The sequence below is a fragment of the bacterium genome (assembly GCA_023230585.1).
Classification (GTDB): domain Bacteria; phylum Ratteibacteria; class UBA8468; order B48-G9; family JAFGKM01; genus JALNXB01.
In genome coordinates this window covers 1-24,868 of record JALNXB010000031.1, presented here as the reverse complement: position 1 = coordinate 24,868, position 24,868 = coordinate 1, and the positions used below count along the sequence as shown (strand labels likewise).

General features: G+C 35.7%; 22 protein-coding genes. 8 read left to right on the top strand and 14 right to left on the bottom strand.

Going from position 1 to position 24,868, the window contains the following annotated elements; all coding sequences use genetic code 11:
* From M0P98_06210 to dnaG, 13 genes are all read right to left on the bottom strand, one after another.
* On the bottom strand, positions 1–264 hold a 264-nt coding region (locus M0P98_06210; protein MCK9266457.1), incomplete at its 3' end, for a hypothetical protein.
* A 407-nt stretch (positions 265–671) separates the two neighbouring features.
* The gene (locus tag M0P98_06205) at positions 672–1,562 is read right to left on the bottom strand and encodes an amidohydrolase (GenBank protein MCK9266456.1); all 891 of its coding nucleotides are present in this window, start codon (positions 1,560–1,562) and stop codon (positions 672–674) included.
* Between the two features lie 33 nt (positions 1,563–1,595).
* Complete coding sequence (locus M0P98_06200; GenBank protein ID MCK9266455.1) at positions 1,596–2,543, bottom strand: pyridoxal-phosphate dependent enzyme; 948 nt, start codon at positions 2,541–2,543, stop codon at positions 1,596–1,598.
* Positions 2,543–4,129, bottom strand: a complete 1,587-nt coding sequence (locus tag M0P98_06195) for a D-aminoacylase (GenBank protein ID MCK9266454.1) — start codon at positions 4,127–4,129, stop codon at positions 2,543–2,545. Before M0P98_06195 ends, M0P98_06200 begins: the two co-directional genes overlap by 1 nt.
* Before the next feature lie 33 nt (positions 4,130–4,162).
* On the bottom strand, positions 4,163–4,855 hold the full coding sequence (gene radC / locus M0P98_06190) for a DNA repair protein RadC (GenBank protein MCK9266453.1): 693 nt from the start codon (positions 4,853–4,855) through the stop codon (positions 4,163–4,165).
* A 6-nt stretch (positions 4,856–4,861) separates the two neighbouring features.
* Positions 4,862–5,515, bottom strand: a complete 654-nt coding sequence (locus tag M0P98_06185; protein MCK9266452.1) for a DUF1614 domain-containing protein — start codon at positions 5,513–5,515, stop codon at positions 4,862–4,864.
* A gap of 24 nt (positions 5,516–5,539) precedes the next feature.
* Positions 5,540–6,301: a thiamine pyrophosphate-dependent enzyme gene (locus M0P98_06180; GenBank protein MCK9266451.1), complete on the bottom strand. Its 762-nt coding sequence runs from the start codon at positions 6,299–6,301 to the stop codon at positions 5,540–5,542.
* A gap of 7 nt (positions 6,302–6,308) precedes the next feature.
* The gene (locus tag M0P98_06175; protein ID MCK9266450.1) at positions 6,309–7,352 is read right to left on the bottom strand and encodes a 3-methyl-2-oxobutanoate dehydrogenase subunit VorB; all 1,044 of its coding nucleotides are present in this window, start codon (positions 7,350–7,352) and stop codon (positions 6,309–6,311) included.
* Complete coding sequence (locus tag M0P98_06170) at positions 7,353–7,907, bottom strand: YdbL family protein (protein ID MCK9266449.1); 555 nt, start codon at positions 7,905–7,907, stop codon at positions 7,353–7,355.
* A gap of 200 nt (positions 7,908–8,107) precedes the next feature.
* Positions 8,108–9,658: a ribonuclease Y gene (gene rny / locus M0P98_06165; protein MCK9266448.1), complete on the bottom strand. Its 1,551-nt coding sequence runs from the start codon at positions 9,656–9,658 to the stop codon at positions 8,108–8,110.
* A 134-nt stretch (positions 9,659–9,792) separates the two neighbouring features.
* Entirely contained in the window at positions 9,793–11,373 is a 1,581-nt protein-coding gene (gene serA / locus M0P98_06160; protein MCK9266447.1) for a phosphoglycerate dehydrogenase, read from the bottom strand.
* 163 nt (positions 11,374–11,536) lie between these two features.
* A complete protein-coding gene (locus M0P98_06155; protein MCK9266446.1) occupies positions 11,537–12,712 on the bottom strand; it encodes a sigma-70 family RNA polymerase sigma factor in 1,176 nt (391 codons plus the stop codon).
* Complete coding sequence (gene dnaG / locus M0P98_06150) at positions 12,705–14,477, bottom strand: DNA primase (GenBank protein MCK9266445.1); 1,773 nt, start codon at positions 14,475–14,477, stop codon at positions 12,705–12,707. Before dnaG ends, M0P98_06155 begins: the two co-directional genes overlap by 8 nt.
* Positions 14,478–14,647: 170 nt before the next feature.
* Between dnaG and lepB the strand changes: the two genes are divergently transcribed.
* Entirely contained in the window at positions 14,648–15,145 is a 498-nt protein-coding gene (lepB, locus tag M0P98_06145) for a signal peptidase I (GenBank protein MCK9266444.1), read from the top strand.
* Between the two features lie 274 nt (positions 15,146–15,419).
* On the opposite strand, the gene M0P98_06140 is transcribed toward lepB, so the two are convergent.
* Positions 15,420–16,298, bottom strand: a complete 879-nt coding sequence (locus M0P98_06140) for a M55 family metallopeptidase (protein MCK9266443.1) — start codon at positions 16,296–16,298, stop codon at positions 15,420–15,422.
* 320 nt (positions 16,299–16,618) lie between these two features.
* Between M0P98_06140 and M0P98_06135 the strand changes: the two genes are divergently transcribed.
* From M0P98_06135 to M0P98_06105, 7 genes are all read left to right on the top strand, one after another.
* Positions 16,619–17,980 carry a phosphomannomutase/phosphoglucomutase gene (locus M0P98_06135; protein ID MCK9266442.1) on the top strand — a complete coding sequence of 454 codons (1,362 nt, stop codon included), beginning with the start codon at positions 16,619–16,621 and terminating at the stop codon, positions 17,978–17,980.
* A gap of 90 nt (positions 17,981–18,070) precedes the next feature.
* Entirely contained in the window at positions 18,071–18,271 is a 201-nt protein-coding gene (locus M0P98_06130) for a hypothetical protein (protein ID MCK9266441.1), read from the top strand.
* A 140-nt stretch (positions 18,272–18,411) separates the two neighbouring features.
* A complete protein-coding gene (locus M0P98_06125) occupies positions 18,412–19,185 on the top strand; it encodes a sugar phosphate isomerase/epimerase (protein MCK9266440.1) in 774 nt (257 codons plus the stop codon).
* Between the two features lie 20 nt (positions 19,186–19,205).
* The gene (locus M0P98_06120; protein ID MCK9266439.1) at positions 19,206–19,679 is read left to right on the top strand and encodes a TlpA family protein disulfide reductase; all 474 of its coding nucleotides are present in this window, start codon (positions 19,206–19,208) and stop codon (positions 19,677–19,679) included.
* Positions 19,676–21,355, top strand: coding sequence for a Flp pilus assembly complex ATPase component TadA (gene tadA, locus M0P98_06115; GenBank protein ID MCK9266438.1), 1,680 nt, complete (start codon positions 19,676–19,678; stop codon positions 21,353–21,355). Before M0P98_06120 ends, tadA begins: the two co-directional genes overlap by 4 nt.
* Before the next feature lie 173 nt (positions 21,356–21,528).
* On the top strand, positions 21,529–22,746 hold the full coding sequence (locus M0P98_06110; protein ID MCK9266437.1) for an isocitrate/isopropylmalate family dehydrogenase: 1,218 nt from the start codon (positions 21,529–21,531) through the stop codon (positions 22,744–22,746).
* 17 nt (positions 22,747–22,763) lie between these two features.
* On the top strand, positions 22,764–24,710 hold the full coding sequence (locus M0P98_06105; protein ID MCK9266436.1) for an aconitate hydratase: 1,947 nt from the start codon (positions 22,764–22,766) through the stop codon (positions 24,708–24,710).
* The last annotated feature ends 158 nt before the right edge of the window (positions 24,711–24,868 follow it).

Sequence of the window (24,868 nt, the reverse complement as noted above, 5' to 3'; positions counted from 1 at the left end):
AGGGCCAGCATAATTCCATTCAGCGATAAGGTAGCCGTTACGAATTAAAACTCCGTCTGCAGATGCTGCTCTCATCTTCTCGTCAATCAAGTTGAGAGTTTCTTGAGTAAATCCAAAATCTTCTGGGTTGCCTCTTTTCCATTCTTTGTCTGGAAAAACCATTTTAGTGCCTCCCTCTTCTTTGTTATGATTCTCACAATTAATATTACCTATAAAAGAAAACGTTAATATCAGTATTAGCAGAATATTCTTAACAAGCCTCATACCAACTTCCTCCTTTTTTAAGGATGTGAACTGAGATTGCCACGTCATAAACAACATTCCTCGTAATGATGGAATGGGGGGCTGTTAACAAAAGGTTCAACCCTTTTGTTCTTCTACTCCCACAATTTGTCATCTTGAACTTGTTTCAGGATCTCTCACTTAACCCACGCTGGTAGTAAGAAAAACGAGATTCCGGATCAAGTCCGGAATGACATGCTTGGGAATCCTCGTCCTTTATCATTACGTCTTTCGTTTTTTCTCGCCTGCTAAAAGCCCCTCCACCTACGCTACAATGCAAGCTTCGGCGGACAAGCCTCATCCCATTAACCTCTCTGCAAACTCTTGGGGACTCACTACCCCAAACATCCTCAAGGGTAGAGGGCAAAAAAACTGTGGGGACAAATTCCTCAAAGTCCCAGATTAAGTAAACGGTTAGCGTTTTTCCAGGTGATTTTTTCGAATACTTCGTCTGGCACCAACTTCTCTTCCTTCAATTTTCTAAAATAAGGAACACAATCATTTACCTGATCATAAGAAGCAATATCTGTACCGTAGTAAAGTCTATCCTGAAACTCTTCCATAAATCTGTACCCAAACTCAGGGTCACGGCTAATAGCGTTAAACCCGCTACCAGCTGAGAGGTCGCCGTGTAGGTTAGGGTATCTTCTCATAAGTTCAACTACTCTGCCTGGTGTTACTTTACCTTTTGGGTAACCTGCCCTGTTGGTTTCATTTACATCACTACCTATTTCAGACCAGAAAGTTTGTGAATGTCCCAATAATATCATATTAGGAAATGTTTGAAGCACTTTTTCTAACTTTGGGAGCCCTAAGTCGTCAATAACTCCGTAACACCCACCTTTGCGAGGAGCCATGTGGAAAATCAGCGGGAACCCACTCTCTTCAACATACTTGAAAAAATTCATATTTAAAGGGTCATCAAAAGGTATATTTGGGATATATTCTCCTATACCTTTGCAACCAAGTTCTTTGTATGCTTCAAGATGAGAAGAAAAATCTGCTTCAGGGCTGTTTCTTAAAAATCTTGGGTCAAAATTACAGAAAGGTATTAACCTATCAGGATACTGTGAAGATATTTCAAGTATCTCTTCAGGTATCACCAAAGTAGTACGACACTCTGGACTTACAAGAGGCAAGATAACTGCCATATCTGTCCCTTCTGCATCCATCATTTGAATAAGTCGTTCAGGAGTCGGAAAAGCTGTACCGCTCCCTGTAAAACGCTTGAGTTTGGCATGTCTCTGTTTATGAGTATGCGTATGTATATCTATAAGCATTATGTCACCTCCATTTTGTCGCAAAATTAAAGGTTAAGTAAGCTGAGTAGCAAACTGGTTCAACGCAATATTTCCGCCAGAAATAAGTGAAACTACATTTTTACATTTTAAACCTATTTTATCTTTTAATATGGCAGCCAAAGAAACAACACCTGCTGTTTCCCCTACCATCTTATATTCATCAAAAAGAGTTTTCATAGCAAACTTTATATCATTATCGTTCACAAGAACTATATTGTCAACATACTTTTTTATTATTGAAAAATTTAGTTCTTCGGTCTTTTTTACAGCAATCCCTTCAGCAATTGTATTAAGTTTTTCAAGCTGTCTTATAACTCCTTCCTTCCATGAAACAAACATAGAAGCAGCACCTTCAGCTTGCACTCCAACAATCTTGACTGAAGGCATCATCTCCTTTATTGAAATAAGAATCCCCGAAAGAAGTCCACCACCACCTATTGGCACAACAACACAGTCCATATTAGGAACTTGTTCCACAAGTTCAAGCCCTATTGTTCCTTGTCCAGCAATAATTAGTGGGTCTGCAAAAGGGTGGATAAACGTCTGGTGTTCGCTTATTGAGTTTTCAACCGCATAACTGCAACTTTCAAGAAAAGACGCCCCTGTTACAATAACTTTTGTCAGTTGTTTCAATTTATTTATCTTATATTCAGGGGTAGTTTCGGGTACAACAATTGCTGATTTAAGTTTGTTCCAGTACGACACGTAAGCAATCCCTAAACCATGATTACCTGAAGTTGCACAAATAATGCCATTTTCTCTTTCTTTCGTTGTAAGAGATGCAATTTTATTTAATACTCCCCTTATCTTAAAAGCACCACTTACCTGCAAATTTTCCAGTTTTAGAATAATGTTTGTACCGTATTGTTTATTAACAAACTCTTTTGTTAATACAGGCGTTCTATATATTTTTTTCACAATATTGTTACGAGCTGCTCTGATATCTTTTAATGAAACCATTAATGTTCTCCTCTTCGCAAAAGTTTACCACCAAAAACATTTGTGAACTTACAGTTTGATATTGTTATCTTCCCATTAACTATCACATATTCAATACCTTCTGCCCTCTTTGTTGGGTTTTGAAAATTAGCTACGTCTTTAACTTGATTTTTATCAAATACAACTATATCAGCAAAATTGCCTTCCTTGATTTCTCCTCTTTTATAAAGTGTAAGTTTTTCAGCAGGACCTGTTGCAAACTTGTAAATAGCCTCCTGGAGGGTCAATACTTTTTCTTCTCTTACATATTTTCCCAATATTCTTGGAAAACTCCCCCACAACCTTGGATGAGGACGCCTGCATGGGATTCCATCGGTACCAACAAATCCTATCTTCTGTTTGAGTATCTTTTTTACCGATTCTTCACTTAGTAGAAGTGTTATCATTAAAATATTACATTCTTCTTCTTGAAGTAAATCAAAAAGGGTCTCAATATAATCCTTTCCATATAGGGAAGATATCTCTTGGAGATCTTTCCCTTCAAATTTTCTGTTCATAGATGTTTTTACTTGACTTATAACTATATTCTCAGGTCCGTCAGCAAGAAAATTTTCCCACCCTTCTATTCCATTTAGTATATCATAACGAGCTTTTTGTCTATCGTTTTTATCTGCAAGTCTTCTTAACATCTCTTTGCGTCCACCCTCTTGCATCCAAGGAGGGAGAAGCATTGTTGCAATTGTTGAGCAAGCTGTGTAAGGATATTGGTCAAAATTAACATCAACCCCCATATCTCTTGCTTGATATATAATTTGTAAAGCAGAGTCTGTCTTATCCCAGTTGTTCTTACCTACTGCTTTTAAGTGGGATATTTCAACTGAAACACCTGTCTCTTTACCAACAGAAATTGCTTCCCTGATAGAGTTCAGAAGGTTTTTTGATTCTCCTCTAATATGTGTTGTGTAAATACCACTATAAGAATATACTTCTGAAGCAAGTAACACAATTTCGTTAGTAGAAGCAAATATTCCCGGTGGGTATATCAGCCCAGTCGAAAACCCCCAATAACCAAGTTCCATTATTTCTCTTATGGTTCTTCTCATTGCTTTCAACTCTTTATCGTTTGCTTGTCTATCTTCAATCCCCATAATAGACGTTTTGATATTATTATGGCCTGCAAGAGGGATAAGATTGGTCAGTAGAGGTTGTTTATCAAGGTAATCAAGGTTTTCTTCCCAAGACAACGGGTTAACACCTTTAGGGCAATTACCTAAAACAGTAATAATATCTTTTTCTATACTCAATCCCTTATCAATACAGTAAGAATCAGTTGCACAATATCCGCAATTACCTATTACTTCTGATGTAATACCTTGTGTTATCTTTGCTAACATAGGTGTTTTATGCATAGAAACACGGTCGTTATGGCTATGAAAATCTATAAAACCGGGAGTTACAATTTTTCCAGTAGCATCTATCTCTTCTATACCGACCTCATCTATATTTCCAATTTTCACAATAGAATCACTATTTATACCTATATCAGCAATATGACTCTTTTCTATTCCATTAACAATCAAACCGTTTCTAATGATAATATCATACATATTTAAATTTTCCTTTTATAGGGTGGGATGTTTTTACATAAGAGAGTGGTCGGCAAAACTATAATAAGAATCATCTCCAATTATTATATGGTCAAGCACCTTTATATGAAGAACCTCACCTGCCTTTACAATCTGTTTGGTAAACGTTTTATCTTCATTACTCGGAGATGGGTCTCCCGAGGGATGGTTATGTACACAGATAATTGAAGCAGAAAAATTCTCTATAGCAACCTTAAAAACTTCTCTTATAATTGGGTAAGCTTGATTTACTGTTCCTTCTTCACTCTCTGTTACCTCAGAAATTCTATTTTTAGAATCAAGGTGTATAACTTTAAAAATCTCCCTTTTTAGGTCCCTCATTCGAGGCATTATATATTTAACAACATCTGCCGGTCTTGAAATCTTAGGTTTCTTTTCTGATAACTCTATTTCCCTAAACCGTCTTCCTATTTCAATGGCAGCTTTTATCTGACATATTTTTGCTTCTCCAAGACCTTTTATACCTTTCCATTGACTTAAACTTGTATGGCTCATATTACGAAAAGTTTTAAACTTTTGCAGAACCCTTCTTGCCAACTCTACGGCACTTTCACCTTTCACTCCAGTTCTAAGCAAAATAGCAAGTAGTTCTGTGTTAGAAAGGTTATGTTCTCCCAATTTTAAAAGTTTTTCTCTTGGTTTCTCGTCATCAGGCCAATATTTTATTGCTGAACGTTCGTTTTCCATTTTTTTTTATGCTAATAAAGCAGAAATAATCCCTACAAGAAAAATACCATCAAAAACACCTGCCCCCCCTATACTTATAACTCCGGGAAATTTCTCTATATAAGGTAAATTAAGAATATCTGCTCCTATAAGAACTCCAAGGACTCCAGATATGTATGCAACAGGTATTTTATTGTGTGGTGCTAAAAGGTAAGCCATAACAACAGCTAAAACAGGGGGCAATAAAGCCGGTATTGTAATACCTTTACCGGGAACAATTTTTGATAATTTAAAACATACAATAACAGTTATAACTGTAGAAAAAAAGAGAGGCAGTAAAGGTGCACGCGGTAAAAGATATATGCAGAGTAGAATAGGGATAATGCAACCACCTAAATTAATAGATATTGTCTGCTTTGTTACTTTAGAACCCTGAAAACCAAAATTTCCAAACATACTGAAAGGAACATTTTCGGGATAGAAAATAGTAGCTTCCCTTGTGTATATAGGAATATTTATTAAACTACCAATTAATGATAAAAAAAAGATAAGAAGAGCGGATTGTGGAGAAAGACCTAATTTACTTAAAGCGATTCTAAAAAATTCTATCTGTAAAAGGAAAAAAAAGAGAGGTAAAAGCAATATGAATATAAACATTATTGATAATGGTAAAAATATCATTTAAATACCTTTCTTCCCTCCATCTTATTTGTCTATAACACCTTCAGAAATTCCTTTATCTTTATAAACACCTGGTGGAAAAATAGCCGACATAGCTTTCTCAATCCATTCAAAAGATTGAGAAACTGACATTTTCCAGTTAGTAGGACAATTAGCAAGCACCTCTACCATTGAAAACCCTCTACCTTCTATCTGATAAGTAAATGCTTTTTTGATAGCTCTCTTTGTTTTGATAATTTCTGGGATAGAAGAGATAGTGGTTCTTTCAAGATAAGTAACTCCTTCAAGTGTTGCAAGCATTTCACAAACCTTTATAGGGTACCCGCTCGACTCTACTGTCCTACCTTTTTTTGTTGTGGTAGTTGACTGTCCGAGCAAGGTGGTAGGCGCCATTTGTCCTTTGGTCATTCCATAGACAGCATTATTTACAAAAACCACTGTAATATTCTCGCTTCGTGCAGCTGCATGTATTATCTCTGCAGTTCCAATTGCAGCAAGATCACCATCTCCTTGATAGGTGAAAACAATTCTATCAGGTAAAGACCGTTTAATACCTGTTGCAACAGCAGGGGCTCTACCGTGAGCTGCTTCTGTAACATCCATATTAAAATAATCGTAAGACAAAACAGCACAACCAACTGGGGCTATCCCGATAGTTTTTTCTCTAACTCCAAGTTCATCAATAACCTCTGCAATTATTCTTTGAATAATCCCGTGCCCACAACCAGCACAATATATTGTTGCGTTAGCTGTAAGACTTTTTGGTTTTTTGTATACTGTGTTCATATATTTACTATATTTTTTTCAGTTCTTTAAATATTTCTTCAGAAGAAGGAACTCCGCCTCCAGGCCTACCATAGAAAAAAATTCTTATATTGTTCTTGATAGCAATTTTCACATCATCCAACATTTGACCCAAATTCATCTCGACAACAAATATTTTTTTTGCCTTTTCTGCTTGCTTTGCAAGTTCTTCATACGGAAATGGCCATAAAGTAACAGGTCTAAACAGACCTGCCTTAATACCTTCCTTTCTTGCCATCCTTATAGCATCATAACATATTCTTCCACAAGTACCGAAACTGACAACAAGAAGTTTCGCATCGTCACACATATATTTATTACAAAGAACTTCTCTTGCTTCAATCCTTCTATATTTACTTGCAAGTTTCCAGTTATGGGTCTCAATAACTCCAGGCGTTAAAGAAAGAGACTTAATAGAACGAGGGTTTCTATCTTTGCAACCAGTAAGAGCCCATTTCTTTTCTGGTAGTCTTTTCTTTTTCCGCAATTTCAACTCAATAGACTCCATCAGTTGAGCAATTATTCCGTCGGCGTGTACAATCACAGGCGTCCTATATTTATCAGCTAAATCAAAAGATTTATATGTAAACTCGTATATCTCTTGCACACTCCAAGGAGCTAAAGTAATGGTTCTATAATCTCCATGCCCACCGCCTCGTGTGGATTGAAAGTAGTCTGACTGACTAGGGGTAACATCTCCTAACCCTGGACCTGCTCTATTCATATTTACTATTACAGCAGGCAACTCAGCTCCTGCAAGATAAGAGATACCTTCTTGTTTTAGAGAAATACCCGGTGAAGATGAAGATGTCATTGCTCTAATTCCAGCAACAGAAGCACCAAAAACCATATTGATAGCTGAAGTTTCACTTTCGGCTTGTATAAAAACACCACCTTCCTCAGGCATCCTTTCACTCATATATTCAGGGTACCTATTCTGAGGAGTTATAGGGTACCCTGCATAAAACCGACACCCCGCTGCAAGAGCTCCTTCTGCTGATGCTTCACATCCGTTTAATAAGACTTTTTTCATTTATTTTCTCTGCCACAAACCCTGTTCTGTTTGTATCCAAGTAGATTTAGGGGAATTTCTCTGTACTACTTTAGCAAATATTTGTTTAAACTTCTCTCTTTCACTTGGAGCAACATTGTTAATTTTTAATAGTTCATTCATCATAACCCTTCTTTCTCTATTCTCGTTAGATATAATCTGTCTAACTTCTTTTGCAATAGAAACATCAGAAGGGGTTTCTCTCAACTCGACTTCAAAACTGTTTTTTTCTCCAACAAACCCTTCCTTTTTGAAATCATTAAGTTTTACCCACCAACTATCCATCTTTCTTTTTGCTTCTCTGATAACTGGAGAACTTGTCTTTATATCTGATTTCACCTCAACAGCTTCTTGAGCATAAAGGTTTTTTGCAAAAAAGTGTGGCAGAAAACTGCTCGGTAAATCCTGAGGTGGAGCAAGCAAATCTTCCGCTGCTTGCTCTATCTTTTTCTCAGGAAAAGTTACGTTTACGTTGAGAACAACACAACCTACAACCGAAAAAATTATACACAGACAACATAGAAGTAATTTTCTCATTTTCGCCTCCTTTAAAGTAAGCAGTTCTACCTTCTCCAACACATTCTGCTTGTCTTACGAGGAATACCTTCTTATTTCAAGTACCCCCGAGGGAATTGTTGTAGTCTTAGAACCCCACTCCTTCTCTACGACGGAATAGGGAATTTCCCTTTTATCTACACATTAAACGATGTTCATTAAAAACTTTATAGGGAATCTTCTTATTTAGCAAATTCTGTCTCTCTCATTTCTCTTATGACTGTTACCTTAACCTGCCCAATATATTCCATAGAATCTTCAATGTTTTTAGCTATTTCTCTGACAAGGGTTTTAGCTTCATCATCAGATATTTTATCTGGTTTAACAATAACCCTAATTTCTCTTCCAGCTGAAACAGCAAAAGCATCTTCAACACCTTTAAACGAATAGGCTATCTTTTCGAGATCTTCTATCCTTCTAATATATTTTTCAAGAGTATCCCTTCTGGCACCAGGTCTTGTAGCAGATATTGCGTCTGCTATCTGTGCAAGAACAGTATACGGAGTAGCTATATCTACATCTTTGTGATGAGAAAGAGCTACATCTATAACTACCTCAGGTTCTCCGTATTTTCTTAGCAGTTCTGCTCCTATTTCAGGATGAGCGCCTTCAACCTCTTGGTCTATTGCTTTACCGATATCGTGCAATAAAGCAACCCTTTTTGCAAGTTTAACATTAAGTCCAAGTTCTGCGGCTATCATACCAGCAAAATAAGCACTCTCTTTGGTATGCTGTAAAGCATTCTGCCCAAAACTTGTTCTATATTTAAGTTTACCCACAAGTTTAACAAGTTCAGGATGAATATTCTCCACCCCAACCTCAAATACGGTATTTTTCCCTTCTTCAATTATCTCTTCATCAAGTTTATCTTTGACTTTTTCTACAACTTCTTCTATCCTCCCGGGATGTATTCTACCGTCAGCTATAAGTTTTTCTAAGGTTAGTCTTGCTATCTCTCTTCGGTAAAGACTGAAAGAAGATAATGTGACCGCCTCAGGTGTATCATCAACAATCAAATCAACCCCTGTAGCTTTTTCAAACGCTTTTATATTTCTTCCTTCCCTACCAATAATACGCCCTTTAATTTCATCGTTAGGTAAACTTAATACAGACACAACGTTTTCAGAAACCTCGTCAGCTGCCAACCTTTGCATAGCGGTAAGAACTATTTCTCTTGCTCTATCATCCGCCTGCTTAATTGTCTCTTCTTCAAGTTTTTTGTAGACAAACACAAACTCTTTCTTAGCATCATCTTCCATTGCTTTCAACAATTGATTTTTTGCTTCTTCTATAGACAATCCAGCTGCCTGAGCAAGCCTTCTCTTTACATCTTCAATTAAGCCAGAATATTCTGTTTCTTTATTTTTTAAATCATCATACCGTGTATCTATATTCTTCTCTTTTACTGTTATTTCTGACTCTTTTTTATCAAGAATTTCTGATTTTCTTTCTATGTTAAGTTCTCTCTGCTGTATCCTTTTCTCTTGAAACTGGAGTTCTTTTCTCTTATTTCTACTTTCTCTTTCAAACTCGTTTCTCATCCTATAAAGAGCTTCTTTTGCTTCAATATCTGCTTCTCTTTTCTTTTCCAGAATAGTCTTTTCTGCTTCTTGAATAATCTCTTTAGCTCGTTTTTCCGCTGACTTAAAGGTTTTTTCTCCAATAAGTTTTTTTAAAAGATATCCAAAGAATATAAAAAGAATACTCAAAGGAATGAGTATCAATGGATTCATACTATATGTTCACCTCCCTCAAAAATGAGAGAGAAATCAACCGGTACGCCTGTAGGAAAGGAATTTAAACAAAATAAATAGGTTCAAAAAAATAGGTATATTTTTTATAATATTTATTAGTTTTTGTATCACTTTTATATCCTCACCAGTTTTACAGAATGCATTACCGGAAATTCCTCTATCTTCTTAACTACTGTTTGGTCTATACCCTGGTCTAAGTTTAATACTGTGATAGCTGGAGAGCCTTTCTTTTTTCTTCCCAGAGTCATAGATGCTATATTAACATTATTCTCTCCAAGGATGGTTCCAATATATCCCATTATTCCTGGTTTATCTTCATTATGGCATACTAAAAGATATCCCTCAGGGACAGCCTCTACTTCAAAACCATCAATTTTAACAATTCTTGGGTCACTACCTTTAATTATTGTACCCGCAACAGATATTTTTTGGCAATTGCAAACCTCTACCGTTATTAGATTAGTAAATTCTCCTTCAGTTTCCAACCTCACTTCTTCAAGTTCTATACCCTTCTCTTTAAGAATCAATGAAGCGTTCACTTGATTAATAGATATGGTGTTTCCTAACAACCCTACAATAATATTTGCCCTCAAAAGGGAAAGGTTATAGTTTATTAGGTCACCGCTATAAGTTATTGTTACTTTATCAAAAGCCCCTTCAGACAACTGCCTAATAAATATTCCTATTTTCAAGCCGAGTTCAAGATAAGGGTTAAGTTTTGCCAAAGATTTTTCGTCAAGGTAAGGAAGGTTTACAGCATTTAATACTACCTTTTTTACCAATGCTTCCACCACCTGCCTTGCAAGCTGCTGAGCTACATTTATCTGAGCTTCTTTTGTTGAAGCAGCAAGATGTGGTGTTACGATTACTTCTGGTAAAGATAACAGAGGACAATCGGCAGGAGGTTCTTTTTCAAAAACATCTATAGCTGCACCTTTAACCTTGCCTTCCAAAATTTTTTCATATAGGGCTTCTTCATCAATAATTCCTCCACGAGCACAATTGATAATCATAACACCATCTTTCATCATATCTAATTCTTTCTCTCCGATAAAATGTGAAGTAGATTCGTTTAAAGGAATATGAAAAGTGATGAAATCAGACTCTCTAAAAAGGCCGGGTAGATTAAGCAAGGTTATATTTTTTTCGATATTTGTTGTGATATTATCAACCATAGTATCATATCCAACTACTCTCATACCAAATCCTTTTGCAATAGAAGCAACTCTCCTGCCAATCCTGCCTAACCCCACAATACCGAGAGTTTTATTGTAAAGTTCGTGTCCCATAAACTTTTTCTTCTCCCATTTACCATTTTTCAGAGAAGAGTTAGCCTCTGGGATATTTCTTGCAAGAGATAACATCATAGCAATAGTATGCTCTGCTGCAGAAACTGTGTTACCTTCGGGAGCGTTCATCACTATTATGCCTGCGTGAGTAGCTGCGTCTAAATCTACATTGTCAAGCCCAACACCAGCTCGTCCAATAACCTTTAGGTTCTCAGCTCTATCTATAACTTTTCTGGTAACATTAGTTCCACTTCTTACTATCACAACATCATAAGGAGCAACAATCTCAGATAGCATATCTGGAGAAAGTTTTCCTTTTTCATCAACCTCGAAACCGGCTTGTTTAAAGAGTTCTACCCCCTCTTTTTCAAGAGGGTCTGTTATCAATACCCTAATATTTTTCATTATGTTGTCCTGTAACTCATAAAAATTTACAAACCTATTGGTAAAATAACCAAAATTATGTACTAAAATATTATTACAAAAAGCAAGAAGTGTCAAATTATATTATTTGAAAAATATAACATATAGACAGGTTTGTTAAATGATATAAAAACTTCTTAAAAAATTAATACTTTATGAAGCCTTTCATATCACCTTCAACAAATGATTTGAGCTTCTCACACTTGTGAGAGCATTTAAGTTTCTGGATAGCTTTTGATTCTATCTGCCTTATTCTTTCCCTTGTAAGTTGAAAACAGTTCCCAACCTCTTCGAGAGTTCGCGGATACCCTTCTTCTCCTAACCCAAACCGTAACCTAATTATTGCTGTTTCTCTGTCATCTAGAATACATAAAACCTTCTCTATCTCTTCTCTTAGTAAAGAATGTTTTGCATGTTTTAACGGGTCAGAATTTTCTGTATCTTCTATAAAATCTCCAACAGTCGTTTTATCTCCCTCTCCAACAGGCATATCAATAGAAATAGGGTCTGGCCTCATTGATTTTATAATATCTCTAATTTTTTTAACAGACATATCCATTCTTTTAGCTATTTCTGCTTCTGTCGGTTGTTCAAATTCACTACCTTGAGAGATTGTTGCCTCTATCTTTTTAACTTTATTGATTTTTTCAATCATATGAACAGGAATACGAATAGTAGCAGAATGGTCTGCAATCGCCCTTGTTATTGCTTGTCTTATCCACCAAGTAGCATAAGTGCTAAACTTAAAACCTGTTCTATATTTAAATTTTTCAACAGCTTTCATTAAACCAATATTTCCCTCTTGTATAAGGTCAAGTATAGAAAGTTTTGGGTTACTATATCTTTTTGCAATATTTATCACCAATCTTAGGTTAGAATTTATAAGCCTTTCTCTTAACTCATATAGTTCCATCTCATATTTTGCATACTGTTGTGGTGTAAGTTTCTTTTTAGCCTCTTTCTGGTTAAGTTTCTTTTTAGCTTCCTCTATACCTTTAGCCAACATAATCTCTTCTTTATGGTTCAATAGTGTATAAGCCCCAGCACCTTTAAGATACGACCTTAAAGGATTTTTAAACTCATCTTCTACTTTTTTATTCTTTGCAATAGGGAACGCTTCTTCATCAATATCTATATCCCAAGTTTCCAGTTCGTCAAAAAGTTCGTTTATTTCATCTTGGTCGGTCAGATCCATAGGAAGAATATCGTTAATATCTTCCCAAGAAAGACGTTTCTTTCGCCTTCCCATTTTTACAATCTCATTGATTTTTTGCGCCTTTTCATTTTTAGAAAGAACTTCGCTCTTTTTTTTCCTACCCATTTTTCACATTCTCCTTTTGCAATTCAAAAAGCAATGTTTGTAAAACTTCAAGCTCTTTATTATAATTAAGCCCGTTATCTTTCTTAGTATTCATTTCTTTTTTTACTTTTTCAAGTTTTTCCCATAAACAAATCTTATGTATCTTTTTGAGACAATCCAAAAAAATAACCTGTTTTTTTTCTTCTTCAAAACAACTCACATCTTTTAAAGCTCGTTGTGTAATCCAACTACTCATATTGTCTAATTCTGCAGTATCTGTTACACCAATTATAAGGTTTGAAGGTGTAAGTTGTAAATTGTTCTTTAAAAGTTCCTTGGAAGTCTGTTTTATTACACTTATCCTTGGTGTCATCTCGCCGTTCCATTCTAAAAGTTTTTCCCAATATTGTTGGTCTGAGAAGAGAATCTCTACAATAAGGTTTTCAGTATAATCTATTGTGGAAAGTTTGTTATCAGATTTATTTAACTCAGTATCATCCTCTCTCTTCTCTTCTACGCTAATACTTTGCACCAATATTTCTTCTTTAATATTCAGTTTTTTTGCAAGAATCTTTCTATATTCTGATTTTTCAATCGCATCAGGCAAAAATTCTATATATTTCATAACCTCTTTAGCAACCAAAGATTTTCCTTTTGGAGTTTCTATTCCATGCTGTTGAGAATAAATATCAAACGAAAAATCTAAAAAATTCTTAGATTTATTAATAAGTTCAATAAAAGGGTTTATCCCGTAATCATCTATAAACCTGTCAGGGTCAAAACCAGTAGGTAATACACAAAGTTTTGTATTGCACCCTTTTTTTAAAACAGTTTCAAGATTTCTTAAAGATGCTCTTACGCCAGCTTGATCAGAATCGAACATCAGAAGAACATTGTTTGAATATCTTCTGAAGAAGTTAATTTGGGTTGATGTTAAAGAGGTTCCCATAGGTGCTACTACATTTTTAATTCCGTTCAAATACAATTTGATAACATCAAAGTACCCTTCTACAAGAATCACAAAATCTTTTTCTTTTATAGGTACTGATGCCCAATTAAGCCCGTAAAGGATTTTCCCTTTATAAAACACCTGATTTTCGCTTGTATTAAGATATTTAGGCATCTGTTGCTCATCAAGAGCTCTGCCACCAAAACCTAAAATTCTTCCCCGCCAATCAAAAATAGGAAACATAACTCTATTCCTAAAAACATCTGCCTTCCCATCATCTTTAACCAATCCTGCCTTAATAAAATCTTTTATTTGTAGTTTGTTCTTGTGAATCTCTTTGACTAAAAGGTCTGTTGAATAAGAAGCATACCCTATTTGAAAAAATTTGATATCAGGTTCTTTGAGACCTCGAGCTGCTAAATATTCAAAAGCTCTTTTATCAGTTTGAGAAAATAGAAGGTTGGTATAAATTTGAGAAGCAAATTTGTTGGCATTATAAATTTTATTAGCTTCCTCAGAATCTTTATGTGAATATCTTCCAAGAGAAATGGAGACTCCTGCTTTTTCTGATGCAAGAGCAACAGCTTGTGGGAAGGGTAGGTTTTCAATACTCATTAAAAATTTTATAGCGTTGCCACCTACCCCGCAACCAAAACAATGGAATATCTGTTTTTCAGGATTGACAACAAAAGACGGTGTTTTTTCTTCGTGGAAAGGACATAATGCTTTAAAATTCTTTCCTGCTCTTTGTAATGTCAAATATTCTGAAACGACTTTGACAATATCAAGATTATCGGTTATCTTATTGAGGGAATTGACCGAGATGGTCTCTTTCATAATATAATAAAGCCTCCGGAATTATTCTTTTTTGTGATACTTTGTTATACCCGCAAGACTTAAATTTGTCAATATATGTATGTTTGTTACCAAAATGTATGATTATTTTGGTGTTAAATTTAGATACAGTCAAACTTGACGTTTTATTTGGAGAATATTAAAATATATTTATGTTTAAAATCATAAATAGTATATTGATGGTCATATTTATTTTTTTTGTAGGATACCTGTTTGGTGTAAAAGAAGTGAGGTTTTATGAAATTATTTCCTCTTCTATGGAACCAACCTTAAATGTTAATGACAAGGTAGTAACAGTTAAAAAAACTTCTCTTCCAAGAAAAACTATTGTAATGCTAAAGGATCCACAAATAAGCGATGAAATACTTGCAAAACGAATAATAGGACTACCGGGTGAGGTTGTAGATATTAAAAACGGTAAAGTGTATATTAACGGAACTCTCCTAAATGAACCTTATATAAAAGAACCTCCTACATATACAAATAAATGGGAAATACCACCCAACTCTTATTTTTTACTTGGAGATAATAGAAACCTAAGTGAAGATAGCAGTGTGTGGGGCCCTATTAGCGAAGAATTAATAATAAGCAAAACCATCTTAAAATACTGGCCTTTTAATGAATTTAAGATGGTCTTAAATATTCGTTAAACCCTCTCTGTAAACCCCTGAGGATTTATTCCTACTATTATTTTTATCCTTGCCTTTGTCTTTTCTTTCAGTAAAAAAACAAAAGCGTAAAGCAAAAGCCCCTCCACCTACGCTACAGTACAAACTTCGGAGGATACCCCCCCAAGGGACCTTTTTCTGAGAAACTATTAAATATACCCATAAAGCCATATTTACAGATACACAGAAAACTGTATAACAAATAGTTTAATATAAGAATTATTTACTACCTTATCCAAGACATTACACTTGTTACTTAAACTATACGTTTACCAAGAAGTTTACTCAAATTAGGGTCTGCTGGATTTATATTCAACTCATGGAAGGTGTATGATGCATCTAATAAATTAAACAAACTATCTGCAGGACCTTGCCTCAGAATTCTTGGAGGATATTTATCATCTCCCCTCATTACTCTAACTCTCACATAAGGAGGTTTGGGTAATTCTACCAAACCAAAAGTCTCTTTCTGAGCCCTTTCTATTGCCCGTTTAGCTCCTTCTTTTATTAGCCGTCTTGCTTCAATAGGGTGTAAATGTATTGCAGATTTATTGTGTTCTCTGTAAACTTCCCGTGGCAGGTGGTTACCAGATGTTGTCTGAGTACCTTTTTTTACAGCAACTGTTTCTATACCTGGTATAAAAGATTCTGCTTCATCACAGAATGCCTTACAACCAGTTCCAAATATAGAACGTACACCCAGTTCAGTTGCAAGCATCGCAAAACTACCAAATTCTCCCACAGGAATACCGTTTATCGACTGTTCAACTACACCCATATTACCTGTATGAGTTAGATGCCCTCCAATTGTGCCTGCCATCGGGTGTTGCCCTATCCAAGCAATAAAATCAAACTTTCTGTCTGTCAAAGAAAAAGCCTCCCGACCTGAGCTCCAATTTTTTGCATATTCAGCTTTTTTATGGAGTATCGACTGGTTTATAGCACCACCACCATGTCCATCAGCAACCAATATCTCTGTTGCGCCTCCCTCTAAAAAACCTTCTATAGCAGAGTTAATCTCCATAGTCAGAAGTTCTGTTGCTTGTGAATAGAAACGACCTTCTTCAAAACACCAATTCTTTGAATCCAAAACTCCTGCCACTCCCTCTAAATCTGTCATTATATATATCTTCATTTATTACCCCCATTTTGTATTGTAAAGGTTCATAGTTAAAAATTCTACCACAGGTAACAGAAAAATCAAAGAAATATTGAGATATAAAATAAATGATAAACTTCTTGACAAAAAGAGGTATTTATAAGAATATATAATAACAAGGTCTGTCCTTGGATGAACGCTGTTCAGTTTACAATAGAATGGGAATGAGTTCTTATGTTGATATAAACGCAAGGCTTAATTACCAATATTACCAAAGGACTACAGAGCTCACCAAAAATCCCACTAAAACAAAAGTAAAGCCATAGAACTACTGGTGGTCTTGCAGAGGTTTGAAAATGAAAATAAATAGAAATATTTTTAGAGAGTACGACATAAGAGGTATTTATGAAGACGACCTAAAAGGAGATTTTCCTTACTACCTTGGGTATGCTTTCGGTAAACACGCTCACAAAATAGGGAAAAATAGAATATGTGTTGGTGGTGATAATAGAATTTCTACTCAGTATCTTAAAGAACAACTCATAAAAGGACTTTATGATACTGGCTGTACGGTTATGGATATTGGAATAGCTCCTACCCCTATGTTATATTTTGCTGTCCACAAAGAAAATATGGATGGAGGTATAATGGTTACAGCAAGCCACAACCCTCCTGAATATAATGGTTTTAAGATGGTTTTAGATAAAAAAAGTCTATATGGAGCACAGATACAACAGATTGCTGACAGTATGGAGATAGGCGTTTTTAGTAAAAAGAACGGTAGTATAGAGCAGAAAAACATACTTTCAGATTATATCTCTTTTATAGCAAACAGTTTTAACTTCAAAAAAAAGTTCCGTATAGGTGTAGATACAGGCAACGGAACTCTTGGACCTGTTCTAATTCAAATTCTTGAAAAATTTAACTTTGAAGTTTTTCCTTTATATATAGATAGCGACCCTACCTTTCCTAATCATCCACCCGACCCTTTGGTAGCAGATAACCTTAAAGATTTAAGAAAAGTTGTGTTGGATAACAAACTTGATGCTGGATTTGCTTATGACGGAGATGGAGATAGACTTGGAGTTATTGATGATAAAGGAGAAATTCTGTGGGGAGATCAGTTAATGATACTTTACTCAAGAGATATTCTGTCACGGATACCTAATGCTTCAATTGTTTTTGATGTTAAATGCACAAAATCTCTTGAAGAAGAGATAAGAAAAGCGGGCGGTAATCCTATTATGTGGAAGACAGGTCATTCTCTGATAGAAAGTAAGATGGCTGAGGAAAAAGCGCCCCTTGCTGGAGAATTGTCTGGCCATTTATATTTTTCTGACGAATATTATGGGTATGATGATGCTGTTTATGCGACAATGAGGTTGTTAAGAATAATGGATAATGTGTCAGATAAATTGAGTGATTTATTTAAAGGAGTAAAACAATATTGTTCTACTCCTGAGATAAGGATAGATGTTCCTGATGATAAAAAGTTTGCAGTAGTAGAAAAAGTGAAGGAGTTTTTTGAATCTCATTACAAGACTTCTGACTTGGACGGGGTTAAGGTCTACTTTAACGATGGTTGGGCTCTTGCAAGAGCGTCTAATACCCAACCAGCGATAGTTGTTAGGGTAGAAGCGGAAACGGACGATTCTCTTAAAAATATACAAAAGGTGGTTCTTTCTAAAATCTCTAAAATGCTTGAATCAAAAAATTAAACAGATATTGGTAAAAGAACTATCTTTAATATTTCTCTTTTTGATTAAAGTTAAAATGTTTTTCACAAAAAAAGGGGGGGGTGAACAACAATGAAATGTCCGTTAAGGTTGAAGACCCAGAAACGGCCGCTTGGGGAAGCGGCTTTTGGAGTTCCTGAACAGGTAGAAGATTTTGACAACTGTATATTAACAGATTGTGCTTGGTGGGATGAGAAGAGGGAAAAATGTATCATTTGCAGGTTGGGAGAACTTATAGATAAATACCAAACAACAACCTTAATCCCTCAATAGGTACGTAAAATTTGCAAAATATGGATAGGTGCTAATGTAAGATTTAAAAATTAGCGAAAAAGGGGTTTTGTTTTTTAAAAAAATATAATATGCGAGATATGGTTCGCATTAAAAGTTGTAAACAATAAGGAGGGTATTAAGTGAAACTTGGTATGGTAACTTATCAACTTGGGATAGATTGGGATATAGATACATTGATAAACAAATGTCATACTTTCGGTTTTGAAGGGGTAGAACTTAGAACAGGACATCAACATAGGGTAGAACCTTCGCTATCTAATCAAAAAAGAACTGAGGTGAAAAGTAAATTTGCTGATTCATCTGTTAAACTTGTGTGCCTTGGCAGTATCTGTGAATACCATAGCCCCGACCCTATTGTGTTGAAACAAAATATAGAAACAACCAAAGAATTTGTTCTTCTGGCAAAAGATGTTGGAGCCGAAGGAGTTAAGGTAAGACCAAACGCCTTACCTGTTGATGTTCCAAAAGAAAAAACAATTCACCAAATAGGGCTTGCTTTAAGAGAGGTTGCTTCGTTTGCTTCTGACTATAAAGTAAAAATACGGCTTGAAGTACATGGACAAGAATCTTCCTACCCTGTACATATAAAAGAGATGGTGGATATAGCAGACCATACCAATCTTTTTGTGTGCTGGAACTCTAACCCAAAAGATATGGATGAAACAGGGACAATAGATAAGAATTTTAAGATGTTGCAAGATAAGATAGAAATATGTCATATACATGAATTGAGTAGCGAAGAATATCCGTATCTTTCTCTCTTTTCTTTGCTACATAAATCTAAGTTTGACGGGTTTTGTCTGGCGGAAGTACCTGCAAGCAAAGAACCTGAACGGTATATGCAAAACTATAAAGCATTGTTCAACGCACTAAATACTATAGTTGAAAATTAACAAAAATAAGGAGAACGATAATGAAAAAGTTTCTATTGTTGATGGTAATGATGTCTGTATTGATTTCTTGTTCTAAAGCGGAGGTTTCTCAAGCACCTGATTTTTCTCTTAAAACTATAGAAAATAAAACAGTTAAATTGTCTGACTATAAAAAGAAGATTGTGATTATAAATTTTTGGGCAACATGGTGCCCTCCTTGCAGAGCTGAGTTACCAGATTTTGTGAAATTTTATGATGAATATAACTCCAAAGGGGTAGAGATAATTGGCATTGCTGTAAACAGTAGAAATGCAGACATAAAATCTGTGATAGAACAATATAAGATAAAATACCCTATATGTATTAGTGATAAAAAAGTTGAAGCTGAATATGGAGGAATAAGAGGGGTTCCTACAACTTTTATTATAGATAAAACAGGTAAGATAGTTTTAAACAGAGTTGGAATGATAAAAGAGAAAGAACTTGTTGATATTGTAAGAAGGCTATTGTTATGAACAGAGAACAGGTAATAGAGGTTCTACTTACTAAAACTAACCTGCCAAAAGAACAATTAAATGTTGTTGTTGAAGAGAAAGAGAAGACAGGTGCTCCTTTTGGGTATTTGTTGATAAAGTTTGGTCTTCTATCTTTTGAACAATGGTATAGTTTTGCTCTAAAAGAATTAAAACTGGCGTCTATAAACCTTTCTCAAATAGATATTGATAGAAATGTTGCAACTTTGCTTCCCGAGTTTACCTGTAAAAAATATAGAGTTATACCTGTATATAGAGGGGGTAACAAACTTATTTGCGGTATGGTAGACCCGTCGGATGATGATGTCGTTAGAGAATTGGAAAAGATAACATCTCTTCAGATAGAACCTCGATTAGCTAATGAGAAAGATATTAAAGAAACTATTGAGAAATATTTTTCTCACGGTCATTTAGATGTGCTTGTACCTTCTGTGCAGAAAGGTAAACACGCTCAAGTGTTAAAACCTTCCGGAGTAATAGAAATAAGCGATTCTTCGGCAGTGCAGGCCGTTGAAGATATTATATCAAAAGGCGTGGAGTTAAAGGCAACAGATATACATATTGAAATAGAAGAAGATGGAGTGAAACTAAGGTATAGAATAAATGGTCTATTATATAAATTTCCTCCACCTCCTCTTGAGTTATATACCTCTATTATATCTCATATCAAGGTTCTTTCGTTGTTAGATATCGCTGAAAAACGTATTCCTCAAGATGGTTATTTTAAAATCAAACTTCCTGGCGGTAGAGATGTTGATTTACGTGTCTCAAGCTACCCAACTATATTTGGAGAGATGATAGCTATGAGAGTTCTTGATAAGAGGAATATTGTTTCAGGGTTGGAACGACTTGGTTTTTTACCTCAAACCTTGCATAGATGGAGAATTCTTCTTGATGAACCTTACGGAATACTTCTTGTTACTGGCCCTACAGGTAGCGGAAAAACAACTGTTCTATACTCTTCCTTAAATGAGTTAGATAGCGAACGGAAAAAAATTATGACGGTAGAAGACCCAGTTGAATACCATTTAGCCAATGTTGACCAGACACAAATTTCTCCAAAAGCAGGTCTAACTTTTCAAGTAGCTTTAAGATCTATTTTAAGGCAGGACCCAGACGTTGTTATGGTTGGGGAGATAAGAGACCTTGAAACTGCAGAAATTGCGTTTAGAGCAGCCCAAACAGGACAACTTGTGTTTTCTACTTTACATACCAATACTGCCCCTGGTGCAGTTATTAGACTTGTTGATATGGGTGTTGAACCTTATTTAATATCTTCATCTTTGGCAGGTGTGCTAAATCAGCGACTTGTCAGAAGTATATGTACAAATTGTAAAGAAGAATATACCCCCTCACAAGAAGAAGTAAAAGAGGTTGGCATATCTTTAGAGCATATTGCCTCCAAATTTTATAGAGGTAAAGGGTGTCATTTGTGTAATGGTACTGGATTTGGGAGCAGGACAGGAATTTTTGAGTTGATGGTTGTTAATGAAGAGATTCGAAGAAATATTATGAAAAACCCTGAAATAAATATTCTTAATGAACTTGCCAAGTCAGCAGGAATGAAAACCCTTAGGGAAGATGGTATTGTTAAAGTGCTTGAAGGTAAAACGACTGTTTCAGAAATATTATATTCAACTAAAAAAGAGAACAACTAAATTAAGGATAAAAGAGAAGGTTGCCACGTCACAAACAATCCCTCGGGGGTTCTCGGGACAAGGCGTTGCTCGCAACGAGAAAAACGTCGGATAAAAGAAGAAAGTATAGAGGGAACAAAAGCGTCGCATAACCAAAGTTAACAAAAACAACATAGGAAGATAGGAGGAGAAAAATGGTTCAACTGAGTGAAAGAATGCTTAATGATATAGATAAGGCAAAAGAACACTTTTCAGAATTACTAAAAGAACAATTGTTAAGAATTGAAAATATGAAACAATCAGAAGGTTGGATAGACTACTCAAAAGAAACACCTTTAAAGATAGGTGTTGTTGGAGGCGATGGAATAGGTCCTTATATATGCCAACAATCTAAGGAAGTACTTTCTTTTCTTTTAAAAGAAGAAATCTCCTCTGGCAAGATTGTAGTTATAGATATAGAAGGGCTTACTATAGAAAATAGAGTGAAAGCAAATGCAGCAATACCAGAAGAGATTCTTGCTGAAATAAAAGAATGTCATTTAATATTAAAAGGACCTACAACAACCCCTAAAAAAGGAGACCCGTGGCCAAATATTGAAAGTGCAAATGTTGCTATGCGTCGAGAGTTAGACCTTTTTGCAAATGTTCGTCCTGTTAAAGTGCCAGCAAAAAATATAGACTGGATGTTTTATAGAGAAAATACTGAAGGGGCTTATGTATTGGGTAGTAAAGGGGTAGATATAGGGGAAGATCTTTCTATAGATTTTGCTGTGACTACTAACCAGGGCTCAGAAAGAATTATTAGACTTGCTTTTGAGTATGCCAGAAAGAACAAGATAAACAAAGTAACTGTTGTTACAAAAGCAAATGTAATTAAAAAAACGGATGGGCGGTTCTTAAATGTTGCAGAATTAATATCAGAAGAATACCCTGAAATAACTTGGGACGATTGGTTTATAGATATTATGACTGCCAAATTGATTGATTCTGCAAGAGCAAGCGAATTTAAGGTGCTTGTTATGCCAAATCTTTATGGAGATATACTTACAGATGAAGCAGCCCAAATACAAGGGGGCGTAGGAACCGCAGGGAGTGCCAATATAGGTATGAGGTATGCTATGTTTGAAGCAATCCACGGTAGTGCTCCTCGTATGGTTGAAGAAGGAAGAGCAAAATATGCTGACCCTTCAAGTATGATAAAAGCGACGGCTATGTTGCTTAACCATGCAGGATATGAAAAGAAAGCAGACCAACTGGAAAAAGCTTTGGAGATATGTTTGCAGTATGAAAAAAAGATACAAATCACAGGACGGTCTAACGGAGCGACAGGTGAAGAGTTTGCACAATATATAATGGAAACTATAACAGACCCACTTTTAGAAGAGAAATGGGAGGGTTTTCAGAACAAATAATTTGAAAGGGAGTTGAAATGGGATTGACTGTTACTGAAAAGATTATAAATCAACATTTAGTTGAAGGCACGCCTATAAAAGGAGAAGAAGTAGGCATAAGAATAGATCAGACTTTAACACAGGATGCTACTGGTACAATGTCGTATTTGCAGTTTGAAGCTATGAAAATTCCTAAAGTTAAGACAGAGTTATCTGTTAGTTATGTTGACCATAATACTGTTCAGATAGGTTTTGAAAATGCGGATGACCATAAGTATTTACAAAGTGTTGCTGCAAAATACGGAATAATCTACTCAAGAGCTGGTAATGGTATCTGCCATCAGATTCACTTGGAAAGGTTTGGTAAACCAGGTAAAACTCTGCTCGGTTCAGATTCTCACACTCCAACTGGAGGTGGGCTGGGGATGTTGGCTATTGGAGCAGGTGGGCTTGATGTTGCAGTAGCAATGGCTGGTGGTCCTTTTTATCTTACTTACCCTAAAATAATAAAAATAACCCTAACTGGTAGATTAAAGAAATGGGTTTCTGCGAAAGATATTATCCTCAAAGTACTGGAAATATTTGATACAAAAGGTAATGTGGGAAGCGTATTTGAATACTCAGGAGATGGACTGGCAACTCTGTCTGTCCCTGAAAGAGCAACCATAACCAATATGGGAGCAGAATGTGGTGTTACCACTTCTCTATTTCCAAGTGATGAACAAACAAGATTATTTCTCAAATCACAAAACCGAGAGGGCGACTGGGTTTCATTGGTAGCCGATAAAAACGCCCAATATGATAATGAAATAGAGATAAATCTTAGCAAATTAGAACCTCTACTTGCAGCTCCACATAGCCCTGGTAATATAAAAAAGGTCTCAGAAGTTGCAGGATTAAAGGTTGACCAGGTATGTATAGGGAGTTGTACAAACTCTTCATATAAAGATATGATGGTTGTTGCTAATATACTTGAAGGCAAAACAGTTTATCCATCAGTAAGTTTTGTTGTAGCGCCTGGCTCAAAACAGGTGTTAGAAAACCTTGCTAAAGATGGTGGGCTTGCAAAACTTTTGTCCACTGGAGCAAGAATTGCTGAAACAGCGTGCGGGTTTTGTATAGGCAACAGCCAATCTCCTGGCTCTAATAGTGTTTCCTTAAGAACCAGCAACAGAAATTTTTTAGGTCGTTCTGGCACAAAAGATGCTAACGTGTACCTTGTAAGCCCTGAAACCGCAGCGGCTGCAGTAATAACAGGGGAAATAACAGAACCTTCAAGATTAGAATCGTTAGGTATAAAATACCCCAATATAGATATGCCACAAGAAATGCTGATAAACGATGGTATGTTCATTTTTCCAGAGGAAAAGACAAATGAAGAGATTTATCGTGGTCCTAATATAGCAGAACTGCCTCAAAGTGTCCCTTTACCTGATGTTATAGAAGGAAAAGTTACAATAAAAGTAGGGGATAACATTACAACCGACCATATTATTCCTGCAGGCGCAAGAATGAAGTACCGTTCTAATGTTCCGAAATATTCGGAGTTTCTTTTTGAGGTTGTTGACTCTGAGTTTTATAATAGGGCAAGGAGTATTCAAGAGTCAGGTAAACAAAATATAATAGTAGCTGGACTTAGTTATGGTCAAGGTTCCTCGAGAGAACATGCGGCATTATGTCCAATGTATATGGGGGTTAAGGTGGTTATTGCAAAATCGATAGAGAGGATACATCAGGATAACCTTGTCAATTTTGGTATTTTACCTTTATATTTTGTAGATGAAAAAGATTATAATTTAATTACTGAGTTAGACCAACTGGAAATAACAGGTCTATATACGTTCCTTAGCGAAGGAACTTCCGTTGTTGTTAAAAATATTACTGCTGGCACAGAATTTGTAACAGAATATAAGCTTTCAAAAAGACAAAAGACGATTTTATTGGCAGGGGGAACGCTTGCCTATATGGGGGAAAAAAGTATGTAGTGTCTACTCACTCTGGTACTACGGCGCATACACCTTCTACGTAACAATCGGGCACTCTGAGAACTTACCCTTCTGCACAAAGAGCGTCTCCGAAGGGTTCAACAGGCTCAGAGTAGGGGAACAAAAGGCTTGAACCTTTTGTTAACAGCCCGATTCTT

What these genes read in the sequence shown, in the direction of transcription:
- M0P98_06205 (MCK9266456.1), bottom strand. Translation starts at nt 1,562, where the DNA reads ATGCTTATAGATATACATACGCATACTCATAAACAGAGACATGCCAAA.
- M0P98_06200 (MCK9266455.1), bottom strand. Translation starts at nt 2,543, where the DNA reads ATGGTTTCATTAAAAGATATCAGAGCAGCTCGTAACAATATTGTGAAA.
- M0P98_06195 (MCK9266454.1), bottom strand. Translation starts at nt 4,129, where the DNA reads ATGTATGATATTATCATTAGAAACGGTTTGATTGTTAATGGAATAGAA.
- radC (MCK9266453.1), bottom strand. Translation starts at nt 4,855, where the DNA reads ATGGAAAACGAACGTTCAGCAATAAAATATTGGCCTGATGACGAGAAA.
- M0P98_06185 (MCK9266452.1), bottom strand. Translation starts at nt 5,515, where the DNA reads ATGATATTTTTACCATTATCAATAATGTTTATATTCATATTGCTTTTA.
- M0P98_06180 (MCK9266451.1), bottom strand. Translation starts at nt 6,301, where the DNA reads ATGAACACAGTATACAAAAAACCAAAAAGTCTTACAGCTAACGCAACA.
- M0P98_06175 (MCK9266450.1), bottom strand. Translation starts at nt 7,352, where the DNA reads ATGAAAAAAGTCTTATTAAACGGATGTGAAGCATCAGCAGAAGGAGCT.
- M0P98_06170 (MCK9266449.1), bottom strand. Translation starts at nt 7,907, where the DNA reads ATGAGAAAATTACTTCTATGTTGTCTGTGTATAATTTTTTCGGTTGTA.
- rny (MCK9266448.1), bottom strand. Translation starts at nt 9,658, where the DNA reads ATGAATCCATTGATACTCATTCCTTTGAGTATTCTTTTTATATTCTTT.
- serA (MCK9266447.1), bottom strand. Translation starts at nt 11,373, where the DNA reads ATGAAAAATATTAGGGTATTGATAACAGACCCTCTTGAAAAAGAGGGG.
- M0P98_06155 (MCK9266446.1), bottom strand. Translation starts at nt 12,712, where the DNA reads ATGGGTAGGAAAAAAAAGAGCGAAGTTCTTTCTAAAAATGAAAAGGCG.
- dnaG (MCK9266445.1), bottom strand. Translation starts at nt 14,477, where the DNA reads ATGAAAGAGACCATCTCGGTCAATTCCCTCAATAAGATAACCGATAAT.
- lepB (MCK9266444.1), top strand. Translation starts at nt 14,648, where the DNA reads ATGTTTAAAATCATAAATAGTATATTGATGGTCATATTTATTTTTTTT.
- M0P98_06140 (MCK9266443.1), bottom strand. Translation starts at nt 16,298, where the DNA reads ATGAAGATATATATAATGACAGATTTAGAGGGAGTGGCAGGAGTTTTG.
- M0P98_06135 (MCK9266442.1), top strand. Translation starts at nt 16,619, where the DNA reads ATGAAAATAAATAGAAATATTTTTAGAGAGTACGACATAAGAGGTATT.
- M0P98_06130 (MCK9266441.1), top strand. Translation starts at nt 18,071, where the DNA reads ATGAAATGTCCGTTAAGGTTGAAGACCCAGAAACGGCCGCTTGGGGAA.
- M0P98_06120 (MCK9266439.1), top strand. Translation starts at nt 19,206, where the DNA reads ATGAAAAAGTTTCTATTGTTGATGGTAATGATGTCTGTATTGATTTCT.
- tadA (MCK9266438.1), top strand. Translation starts at nt 19,676, where the DNA reads ATGAACAGAGAACAGGTAATAGAGGTTCTACTTACTAAAACTAACCTG.
- M0P98_06110 (MCK9266437.1), top strand. Translation starts at nt 21,529, where the DNA reads ATGGTTCAACTGAGTGAAAGAATGCTTAATGATATAGATAAGGCAAAA.
- M0P98_06105 (MCK9266436.1), top strand. Translation starts at nt 22,764, where the DNA reads ATGGGATTGACTGTTACTGAAAAGATTATAAATCAACATTTAGTTGAA.